This window comes from Paenibacillus sp. A3, from assembly GCF_001399685.1.
Lineage (GTDB): Bacteria > Bacillota > Bacilli > Paenibacillales > NBRC-103111 > Paenibacillus_G.
In genome coordinates this window covers 22,713-32,084 of sequence record NZ_JTHN01000060.1, presented here as the reverse complement: position 1 = coordinate 32,084, position 9,372 = coordinate 22,713, and the positions used below count along the sequence as shown (strand labels likewise).

Below are 9,372 nucleotides of genomic sequence, written 5' to 3'. Positions count from 1 at the left end.
GTGCAGGCCTCCTTCGCCTGACGCAGCCTTGCCGTTTCCGCCGCCGCCTCATCCGGACCGATGCTTTCGCGTTCCGGCTCCATGCCTTCCGCCGATCCCGGCGAATACCGCAGCGCGCTTCCGATCCGCACGCCTTCCGACACTCCGATGCCTGAAATCCGCTGCTCCCTCATCACGATTCACCGAACTTGCTTTTAATCAGCTCGGCCAATGCCTGCAAGCATTCCTGCTCGTCCGGGCCACTGACTTCCAAAGTAACGCGGGCACCTTTCTCCAGCCCAAGGGTCATCAGGTCCAGCATGCTTTTCCCGTCGGCTTCTTCACCGCTCTCGCTGCGCACCTTGAGGTCCGAGCGAAACTCGCTAGCCTTGTCTACGAACAGTTGGGCCGGCCGTACATGAAAGCCCTGTTCGTTTCGTATGATTATCTCTTTCGTCACCATGCGGCATGCCTCCTAACCTATAATGTTTATATATTTAATGGGATATCAATTAGTTCAAAAGCGGGATGCGCTCCTTATACCGTTCGATCAAGGCAGCATTGTGGCGGTCGGCCCCGTCGATATTGCCGCTTAGGAAGACCGGCGGCTGGAACCCTCGTTCCGCCATTCGTTCGATGGCCGAAGCCAGCACGGCATTGAGCAGCGCGGCTCCGATTACCGTGGACGTCGGGGTGAACGGAATCGGAACGTCCGGATGATTCAACACCGCATCGCCTTTAACCGCATAATTGTTAAGGACCAAGTCCGCGGCATCGTACAGATGCTTGCCGCTCGTATGCCGCGAAGGCTGGCTTTGCGAATACTCAAGCGAAGTAATGCCGATCGTAAATGCCCCTTTTTCCTTCGCCGCCAGCACGACGTCGACCGGAACCGGATTGCGCCCGGAGGTGGACAGCACGAACGCAACCTCGCCGGGACGGATGTCCTGCTCCTCCATAAACGTGCGGGCCAGTCCGTTCTGCCTTTCCAGCTCCGAGGAGCGGACCGCCCCTTCGTGCAGCATGAGCGGCTCCACGAAGATCGGCCGGATCGGGACCAAGCCGCCTGCGCGGTAAAACACTTCCTCCGTCAAAATATGCGAGTGGCCGCATCCGAACAAATGAACGATACCTCCGCTAATGATGCAGTCGGCCGTCCGTTCCGCAGCCTGCCGCATCGCAGCCGTTTCGGTCGTTTCCACCTGGTTCAGCATGTGCCGGATATGATTGAAGTACGTTTGGATCATTGCTGCCTTCACCTGCTTTTCTTTAGGGTGTGGGTTGCTGCCGCTGCTTGGCATCGTTCACGATACGGGCCATGACGTCGAGACTCGTCTCCAGGATAGCCCGCCCTTTCTCCGGGGTGGCCAGCGTCGCGTCGCCGAGAACGGCGGTCGAAGTGAACGTTTCCCACGGGGTAGGCGTGCAGTCCGCTTCCACACCGATGTCGGGTATGTCGCAGATCGCCCGGCTCATGTCGACATGCTCGCCGGCCATGTACAGCATATACGAGGTTTCAATCTCGCAAGCGTGAAAATACGAAGCATGGCTGCTGGAAGACTCGCGGACATGCGCCGTGATGTCCTTGACACCGGGATAAAAGAAGTAATAAACCTTCAGCTCGGGCACCCGTTCCGCCAGCTTTCGGGCCGCTTCCTTCAAGGCCGTGGCGTTGCCGAGATGGCCGTTCAGCATGACGAAGATGCGGAAGCCTTGCCGGAACAAACTTTCGCCGATATCGCTCAACAAAGCGATCAGCGCCTCGTTGGACACGTTGATGCTGCCCGGAAAATTCCGCAGGCTCCATACCTGGCCGTAAGGCAATGTCGGCAGAACGAAGCTGCCGGTCCGTTCTGCCAGCTTGGCGGCCAGCCGCTCCGCCAGCAGATTGTCCGTCCCAAGCGGAAGATGGGGCCCGTGCGCTTCTACAGCGCCGATCGGCAAAATCGCAGCCTGCGCCCGGACGATTTTCTCCTTGACGTCAAACGAATTTTCGTATTGCAGCTGCATGGCCGGACCTCCTCACCGTTTAAAGGCGAAGCAGTTCGCCGGATTCGTCACGAAAAACTTTTCCACCAGCTTATCCCCGTCGAACCCGGCCTTGTTCGCCTCGTCGATAAAGCGCGGCACCCATTTGGCGATGATATATTCCAGGCCGAGCCCGTAATCGTAGTGCTTGTAGTACGTTTTCCGGGCCGTATCGCCGCTGATCAGAATTTGGTCCTCATACCCTTTGCGCACCAGCTCCAGCAGGAGATGGATCCGCGTGCTCTCCGGCGCGTATTTGATCTTGGCAATGCCGTCGAAGCACAGGTAGGCGCCGGTTTTCGCCATCTGCTCGTGGTAATACGGATCGGGATTCCGGTCCATGTGGCCGAAGCTGACATAAGCCAGATTCACGTTCTCGCTCCGCAGCAGCTCAATCTGCTCCAGGCCCATCGTGCCGACCTCCGTATGGGAGTGGACCGGCGCTTTCGTCTCGTGGTGCGCCCGGGCCACGGCCCGCAGCGTCTTCTCCTCCAGCGGCGTAATCCGGTTGTAGCCGGTGCCGAACTTCACTTGACCGCCCTTGAACGGCGTTCCTTCCAGCCCTTCCTCCACTTCGCGGATGACGAAATCCGCCAGCTCGTTGATGCTTTTCGCATCGATCCACTCGTAGTACGTATTGTAATTGCCGATGATCGGCTTCAGCTCTTCCTTCACTTTCGCGTTCCACAGAAAGCTTTTGTTGAAGCCGGCCGTGCCGACGATCTGAACGCCGGTTTCCTCCATGATGGCGTACACCGCATCGACGTCGCGCCCGTAATCGACAGCGGTGGCGTCGATGATCGTTTGGCCGCCGTGGCGTTTGAAGTCCAGCACGTCCAGCTTCGATTTTTCCTTGTCATCCAGCAGCAGGTCATCTTCTCCCCGCTCCGCCCAGAAGGCCGGACGGCAAACGATATGCTCGTGGGAATACGTAAAGCCAAGCTGCTCCTTAGGGATATCTCCACGCAAAGTCCGAACGAAACTCATCTCTCTGTGACCTCCTTATCGCGCCGCGGCCGGCGAACCGGCCGGGGCCGAATGGCGATTTTGGTTAAAACAGCAGCTTCGCAAGCAGGCTGATGATTGGCCCGATAATAAACATGTCGGAGTCTGCCGCCCACATGGCCGTGTCCGGAATCGTCGAAGCGATGAAAAATTTGACCATCGCGTACTGGCCCCAAGCGACGACGGTTGCGGTGACAAAGCCGGCGAGCACCGCACCGCGCGCTCCCCCGGTCGCGTTGCCGAAGACGCCTGCCGTAGCGCCGTGGAAGAACAGCACGATCATCGTCGGCACGAAGATGTAAGCGACCGTGTTGCCGAGAACGACGAGCCAGATCAGAGCCCCGACAAAGGCTCCCATAAACCCGAGAATGACGGCGTTCGGCGCATAAGGGAACGTAACCGGGCAATCGAGCGCAGGCTTCGCGCCGGGAACGATCTTGGTGGCGATCCCGTTAAACGCCGGCACCAGCTCGCCAATGAACATGCGCACGCCCATGAGAACGATTGCAATCCCGCCGGCAAACGTGAGCGATTGAAGCATCGCGTAGATGATGAAGTTCTGCTCGCCCGCTTTGGCGACCAGCTCTTTCGCGCCCGGCGTGTCTTTCATGACGACGACGATCGCGCCGATCAGGAACAGCATCCCCATGCTGAGCGCCGTAATGACGTTGGAGTCGCGCAGAAACTCGAAGCCCTTCGGCACTTTGATTTTTTCCGCGTCGTTCTCTTTGTTCCCGAACCACTTGCCGAGCAGCGCGCCAAGCAGCGCAACCGATGCCGACGTATGCCCGAGGGCGATGTTGTCGTTGCCCGTAATTTTGCGGACGAACGGCTGGGTGAGCGCAGGCTGCAGCGTCCAATACAGACCGAGAATAATCGATAGGAACAAGACCAGCTTGCCGAAAGAAACGTTGCCTGCCGAATGGACCACGATGCCTGCGAATACGGTCGATGTCCAGAACATCATGTGACCGGTCAAGTAAATGAATTTAAACTTCGTAAACCGCGCGAGCATGACGTTGATCAAAAAGCCGATGAACATCGCCAGCGTGACCGCGCTGCCGAATTTGGAGTTGAACGTCTGCTGCCCCATAAATTGGCCGAGCGATTCGGCTTGCAGCCCGAACACTTCCTTCCACATCGGCTCGAATACGTTGAGCGCATTGACGATGACGCCCGCTCCCGCACCGATAATAAGGAAGCCGATGACGGCCTTGAACGTCCCGCTGATCACCTGGCTTGTCGTCTTTTTCTGAAGCAGGAGACCGACCAGTACGATGAATCCGAGCAAAATGGCCGGCGTACCGAAGACGTTGGTCGCAATCCAAAAAATGACTTCCATGTAAAATCCCCCTTTAAGGATTAGATGGTGTCTTTCAATTTCTCTTTAATTTCGTTCAGATCAAAATAGTTGTTCACGATGACGATATTAGCTGAGTGCCCCTGCAGGCTTTGCGCCAGCTCGTTGCTGGTGATGATATGATCGGCGGCCATGCCGGAGGCCGAAGAAACGTCCGTATGCTCCACATCGGCGTTCACACCCAATTCCCTAAGCACGCTTTCCACGTTCATCCGCAAAATCAAACTCGTTCCTTGACCTAAACCGCATACGCATAAAATTTTCATGCTTCATTCCTCCTCAAGATGATGTTTTCGATGTCTTCCGGGCTTCTGGCTTCCCTGAAACACTGCACATGGTTCGGGTCGTTCAAAATCAGCGTCAGCCTGCGCAGCAAGGCGATATGGTCGGCATTGGAGGCCGAACCGAGCGCGAAAACCAGATCCACCGGATCGTTCGTTTGATGGCCGAACACGACCGGCTGTTTCAACCGGATGAAAGCGACGGACGCCTCATGGACACCGTCCTCGGCTTTCGCGTGCGGCAAGGCAATGTGCGGCGCGAGCACAAAATACGGCCCCTTGTCGCGGTACGCCTGCACCATCGCCTCGACGTAGGAGGCATCGGCTGCCCCCCCGCTGACGAGCAGCGAGCCGGCGGCTCGAATCGCTTCCTCCGCCGATTGCACCTCCACATCGAGACCGATCAGTTCCTTTTCCAAAAATTTCATCCGTTTCTCTCCTCCCTGCTACGATTCCTTGCTATGACGTGTACTGCCGGATCAGTCCGGCAAGCTGTTCGGCGGTCTGTGCCTTGAGAAGGATATCCTTGGTTTCTTCCTCCCGTAGCAGCATCGTCAGCTGGGACAGCGCCCGCAAATGCGATTCGCCGTCCGCGCTGGCGAGCACCAGCACGAGCCGGATCTGATGACGGGCCTCCGGGCCGAACGGGACGGCGCGCTCCAGCTTCAGCAGGCTCATGCACAGCCGCCGGACGCCCTCTTCCGGCTTCGCGTGAGCGATAGCCACCCCCGGGCTGACGACGATATACGGTCCGTAGCTGTCGACTTTGGCGATCATCGCTTTCACGTACCGCTGTTCGATGAAGCCTCTGCGCAGCAGCGGCCCGGCCGCCAGCCCGATCGCGTCCTTCCAATCGCCCGCCTCGTTCCGCAGCACCAGGTGCTCCGGCGGCAGCAAGCTGGCGAGCGATGGCTTCTCTTCCACCGCCGCCGGAGCGCGTTCGGCGGACAAGTAGCGCTGGAGCTCCCGCAGCAGACCTTCTTCGTCCGAGATCCGGGCGTACTTCCGGACCATCTCCAGAATCGCCTGTGCGGAGCGGCCCTGCGGCGCATCCATCTGCCCCGAAACCCGGTTCACCTGATGAAGCAGGTGCGCTTTGTCGGCATCCGACAAAATGGGATGCACCGTAAACACCGGCGCCGGACTGTCCTGCAAAGGAACGGTCGAGAACAGCAGATCTACCGATTCCGCCGGAAACGATTCATAATCCCGGAGCGATAAGACCGCTTCAATATCCAGTGCCGGGAACAGCTGCTCCAGCTGGATTCTTAGCATGCGCGCGGCGGAAATGCCGTTGACGCATACGATCGCTGCTTTTTTTCGCCGGACGGGCATGGCGTTTTCCCGGCGCATCCAGCCTCCGAAATGCATCGCCAGGTAGGCGACCTCATTGTCGTCGACCGGTTTCCCCAAATACTCTTCTAGCGGTTTTACGCATTTTCTGGAAATCTCGAATATTTCCCCGTATTTCGATTTCATCGCTTCCGCGAGCGGATTGTCGATCTCCAGCCCGAATTTGATCCGGTAATAGGCCGGCTTCAAATGGATCAGCAGCCGCTGCTCCAACTCGTCTCGGTGCTGAAAGAAAATGCACGCATGCCGCTCGAACAAATCGATCATTTGCCGGATCAACCGCTTTAACAGCAGGACGGTTTCGTCGGCGTCGGCATCCTTGCCGGGATCGGCCAACACCTCCCCGCCGCTGGCCCGGTTCACCCGCGCCCCCAACAGCTGAAGGGTCAAGTAGCAAACCTCATCCCCGGGAAATTCAAGGTCGAACATCCGTCCGAGCTCGCCCGCCAGTTGGACGGCCCCGGCGTATTCCGGCGTTTGCTTCAATGCCTCTTTTTCGTCGGCATCGAGTGTAATGCGGTGTCCCTGTTGGAGCCGGTTCGCGTAAACAAGCAATCTGGTGGTGAGACTAAACACCATATCGTCGGTGAATTCCAGCCCGAGCGTTTTCTCGCAGCGGGTGACGAGCTCGTACACTTCCGCGAGCTGTTCCTCTTGGAAGAACGGAAGCTTGCGGTGAACCACGTTGGCATTGACCAGCCCTTGGAACTGCGAGACGAAGCTTTTCCAGCTGACGTGATGGAGCACTTGGGACATAAAGTACGACAACGCCTTGCGCTGGTCGGCCTCTTTCCCTTCGACGCTGTAACCGTTCTTTTTATCGAACACGACCTCAAGCTGAAAAGCGGCAAGCTCTTTCTTCACCTGCTTCAGCTCGTTCAACCCGGTTCCGCGGCTGACCAACAAAAAGTCCGTGATCTCTTGCATAAACAGCGGTCCCCTGCGGGTAAGCAATTGAATCGCCACCCAGGCTTTCCGTTCCCGCGGGGACAAGTAATAATCGTCCTTCTCAACTTCATGCGCCATGGAAGGGATGCGGGAGCGGCTTTCCTCCGGCAGCAGATACCCCCGGCCGCGAACATATTCGACAGGAGTAAGTCCGTGGTCCGAGAGCCATTCGTTGACGGCTTGCAGATCGTAGTAGACCGTCCGCTTGGAGATATCGAATCTCTTCATGATTTCGCGGACGGACACGTAATCTCCGGTTTCCTGCAGCATGGCGAGCATGCCGGCGCGCCTTTGGTCCAGAATCGCCCATCCCCCCTTCCGTCAGTCTATCTTTCAAATCTAGTATGTTATCTGACGCCCTTATTATACAATCGGCCTTCACGCCAAAAACAGAACAACTATTGTCGTCCGTTCCGTGCAAAAATTGCACTGTCGCTTTCCGGAAACTTTTCATTCCTAATCTCGTATAAAACAATAACTAACCTAAAAGGAGGTTATTCGGATGTATCTTCTAGCTATACTGCTCCCTCCTGTCGCCGTTCTATTTTGCGGAAAGCCGATACAGGCTCTGCTCAACTTCATTCTGACGCTCTTCTTCTGGCTGCCGGGCGCCATTCATGCTTGTCTGGTCGTTCACGAGCGCAAACAGGATCAACGGATGGAAAGAATGTCCCGGAACATGTACAGGTAATTTGATATAGGAAGCGGGTCGCCGCAAAAACACTTCTCTCATCGGAAGTGTTTTTTGGTTTTAGGTTTGGATTTTCTTGTTGACTCTAACGTTACGTTATACTCTATAGTGATTGTTGAAAGGAGGTCGCGACGATTCCTTGAAGGTGAAAGAGGTTGCGGATTTAGTCGGTATCAGTGTGCGCACACTTCATCATTACGATGCGATTGGGCTGTTGACCCCGGATGGGACGACGGAAGCCGGGTATCGCTTGTATTCCGACGAAAATCTCGAAATGCTGCAGCAAATCTTATTTTTCAGAGAACTTGACTTCCCTTTAACGAAAATCAAAGAAATTATTCACAGTCCTTCCTTTGACCGTATGGAAGCGCTGGAGCTGCACCGGAACATGCTGCTCGACAAACGCAGCAAACTCGACAAAATGATTGCGACGATCGATAAAACGATTCGTCATGCGAAAGGAGAAATTCAGATGACGACAAAAGAAAAATTCGAAGGCTTTGACATTAGCCGTAATCCTTATGAACAAGAAGCCCGCGAACGCTGGGGCGATGAAGCGGTCGACAAGGCCAATGCCAAAGTCGGATCCATGTCGAAAGACGAACAGGAAGCGATGGCCAACACCATGAATGCCCTCTACACGAAGCTTGCCGAACTTCGCAGCGGCTCGCCGGATTCCGCGGAGGCGCAGACGGCCATTAAAGAATGGTACGATCTATTGAACCAAATGGGCTCTTACTCGCTCGAAGCCTTCAAATGCTTGGGGCAAATGTATGTAGATGATGAGCGTTTTACCAAAAACATCGACCGCTTCGGAGACGGATTGGCGAAATTTATGCGCGATGCGATGGCCGTTTATGCGGACACGAACCGGAAATAGTATGAAGGGCAGCTTCGCAGGTCATTCCCGGATGACTTCGGGGCTGCTTTTTTTCGTTGTCGGACCCTATTCCCCCTCCTCCCTCGCAAGAACAAACCTCGAATAATCGCTTTTTGGATCGGTTAAGCTAAACCATGGAAAGGATGGGATTCGCAGATGGAACATATGGACTGTGACGTTTCCCCTTTAAAAAAGGAACTTAAGGAACAATTGACCGATATCCTTCACAGCATCGGACAAGTCGTCTCCAGCCTGGACGAGGTCAACACGTGCCTGCTTAACGAGATCGAACACATTTCCAAGCGGTTCTCCAAGACGGGAGCGCTTGCTTCAACCTATTATTTGAACTGTTTTCTTTCTCCCTATACGAGCAAGTATAAAGAGATTTCCCGTTCGGTGAACCATCTGAGTCTCAAACGCCAAGGCGCCCTCATCGTCATCCAGCGGGAAGACAGCATCGATTCGTGGATCACCCCCGGCATCCTTCTGTCCGCAGAAATTACCAGTTCCTTACTGGAGTCCATCTTCGTTCCGGGCAGCCCGCTGCACGACGGGGCCGTATTTATACGCTCCAATCAGATCGTCTCGGCGGCCAACATCCTCCCTCTGACCGAACGCACCTTCCCCAATCAAAAGCTGGGAACCCGTCACCGCGCCGCCATCGGACTGTCGGAGCGGACCGATGCCTTAATCATCGTCGTATCCGAGGAGACCGGGAAAACCTCCTTTTGCCTGAACGGCCATCTCTATCCTTTCTCCATCCCCTCTCCCGTTTAATCGAAAATACGTCCTGTCCATTTTTTCCGTGAATTTGTAACCAATTTGAAGGGCTTCTCCGTCCGGGGCC

12 protein-coding genes are annotated in these 9,372 nt (G+C 55.9%); 3 read left to right on the top strand and 9 right to left on the bottom strand.

Features of this window, described 5'->3' with window-relative positions:
* From QJ48_RS36775 to QJ48_RS08930, 9 genes are all read right to left on the bottom strand, one after another.
* Nucleotides 1–173, bottom strand: a 173-nt coding sequence (locus QJ48_RS36775) for a phosphoenolpyruvate-utilizing N-terminal domain-containing protein (RefSeq protein WP_157261570.1), incomplete at its 3' end; no start/stop codon positions are given.
* Nucleotides 173–442, bottom strand: a complete 270-nt coding sequence (locus tag QJ48_RS08965) for an HPr family phosphocarrier protein (protein WP_054973289.1) — start codon at nt 440–442, stop codon at nt 173–175. The genes QJ48_RS08965 and QJ48_RS36775, both read right to left, overlap by 1 nt.
* Before the next feature lie 49 nt (nt 443–491).
* Nucleotides 492–1,226, bottom strand: coding sequence for an SIS domain-containing protein (locus tag QJ48_RS08960; RefSeq protein WP_054973288.1), 735 nt, complete (start codon nt 1,224–1,226; stop codon nt 492–494).
* Nucleotides 1,227–1,248: 22 nt separating this feature from the next.
* Entirely contained in the window at nt 1,249–1,989 is a 741-nt protein-coding gene (locus QJ48_RS08955; protein WP_054973287.1) for a creatininase family protein, read from the bottom strand.
* A 12-nt stretch (nt 1,990–2,001) separates the two neighbouring features.
* Complete coding sequence (locus QJ48_RS08950; RefSeq protein ID WP_054973286.1) at nt 2,002–2,994, bottom strand: phosphotriesterase; 993 nt, start codon at nt 2,992–2,994, stop codon at nt 2,002–2,004.
* Between the two features lie 64 nt (nt 2,995–3,058).
* Nucleotides 3,059–4,354, bottom strand: coding sequence for a PTS ascorbate transporter subunit IIC (locus QJ48_RS08945; protein WP_054973285.1), 1,296 nt, complete (start codon nt 4,352–4,354; stop codon nt 3,059–3,061).
* Nucleotides 4,355–4,374: 20 nt separating this feature from the next.
* Entirely contained in the window at nt 4,375–4,638 is a 264-nt protein-coding gene (locus QJ48_RS08940) for a PTS sugar transporter subunit IIB (RefSeq protein WP_054973284.1), read from the bottom strand.
* Complete coding sequence (locus QJ48_RS08935) at nt 4,635–5,081, bottom strand: PTS sugar transporter subunit IIA (protein ID WP_054973283.1); 447 nt, start codon at nt 5,079–5,081, stop codon at nt 4,635–4,637. Before QJ48_RS08935 ends, QJ48_RS08940 begins: the two co-directional genes overlap by 4 nt.
* A gap of 31 nt (nt 5,082–5,112) precedes the next feature.
* The gene (locus tag QJ48_RS08930; protein ID WP_054973282.1) at nt 5,113–7,233 is read right to left on the bottom strand and encodes a BglG family transcription antiterminator; all 2,121 of its coding nucleotides are present in this window, start codon (nt 7,231–7,233) and stop codon (nt 5,113–5,115) included.
* A gap of 223 nt (nt 7,234–7,456) precedes the next feature.
* Between QJ48_RS08930 and QJ48_RS08925 the strand changes: the two genes are divergently transcribed.
* The 3 genes from QJ48_RS08925 (at nt 7,457) to cdaS (ending at nt 9,302) form a co-directional block, all read left to right on the top strand.
* On the top strand, nt 7,457–7,645 hold the full coding sequence (locus QJ48_RS08925) for a YqaE/Pmp3 family membrane protein (protein ID WP_010500852.1): 189 nt from the start codon (nt 7,457–7,459) through the stop codon (nt 7,643–7,645).
* Nucleotides 7,646–7,784: 139 nt separating this feature from the next.
* A complete protein-coding gene (locus QJ48_RS08920) occupies nt 7,785–8,525 on the top strand; it encodes a MerR family transcriptional regulator (protein ID WP_237762856.1) in 741 nt (246 codons plus the stop codon).
* Nucleotides 8,526–8,681: 156 nt separating this feature from the next.
* A complete protein-coding gene (gene cdaS, locus QJ48_RS08915) occupies nt 8,682–9,302 on the top strand; it encodes a sporulation-specific diadenylate cyclase CdaS (RefSeq protein WP_054973280.1) in 621 nt (206 codons plus the stop codon).
* Nucleotides 9,303–9,372 lie beyond the last annotated feature (70 nt).

What these genes read in the sequence shown, in the direction of transcription:
- QJ48_RS08965 (WP_054973289.1), bottom strand. Translation starts at nt 442, where the DNA reads ATGGTGACGAAAGAGATAATCATACGAAACGAACAGGGCTTTCATGTA.
- QJ48_RS08960 (WP_054973288.1), bottom strand. Translation starts at nt 1,226, where the DNA reads ATGATCCAAACGTACTTCAATCATATCCGGCACATGCTGAACCAGGTG.
- QJ48_RS08955 (WP_054973287.1), bottom strand. Translation starts at nt 1,989, where the DNA reads ATGCAGCTGCAATACGAAAATTCGTTTGACGTCAAGGAGAAAATCGTC.
- QJ48_RS08950 (WP_054973286.1), bottom strand. Translation starts at nt 2,994, where the DNA reads ATGAGTTTCGTTCGGACTTTGCGTGGAGATATCCCTAAGGAGCAGCTT.
- QJ48_RS08945 (WP_054973285.1), bottom strand. Translation starts at nt 4,354, where the DNA reads ATGGAAGTCATTTTTTGGATTGCGACCAACGTCTTCGGTACGCCGGCC.
- QJ48_RS08940 (WP_054973284.1), bottom strand. Translation starts at nt 4,638, where the DNA reads ATGAAAATTTTATGCGTATGCGGTTTAGGTCAAGGAACGAGTTTGATT.
- QJ48_RS08935 (WP_054973283.1), bottom strand. Translation starts at nt 5,081, where the DNA reads ATGAAATTTTTGGAAAAGGAACTGATCGGTCTCGATGTGGAGGTGCAA.
- QJ48_RS08930 (WP_054973282.1), bottom strand. Translation starts at nt 7,233, where the DNA reads ATGCTCGCCATGCTGCAGGAAACCGGAGATTACGTGTCCGTCCGCGAA.
- QJ48_RS08925 (WP_010500852.1), top strand. Translation starts at nt 7,457, where the DNA reads ATGTATCTTCTAGCTATACTGCTCCCTCCTGTCGCCGTTCTATTTTGC.
- cdaS (WP_054973280.1), top strand. Translation starts at nt 8,682, where the DNA reads ATGGAACATATGGACTGTGACGTTTCCCCTTTAAAAAAGGAACTTAAG.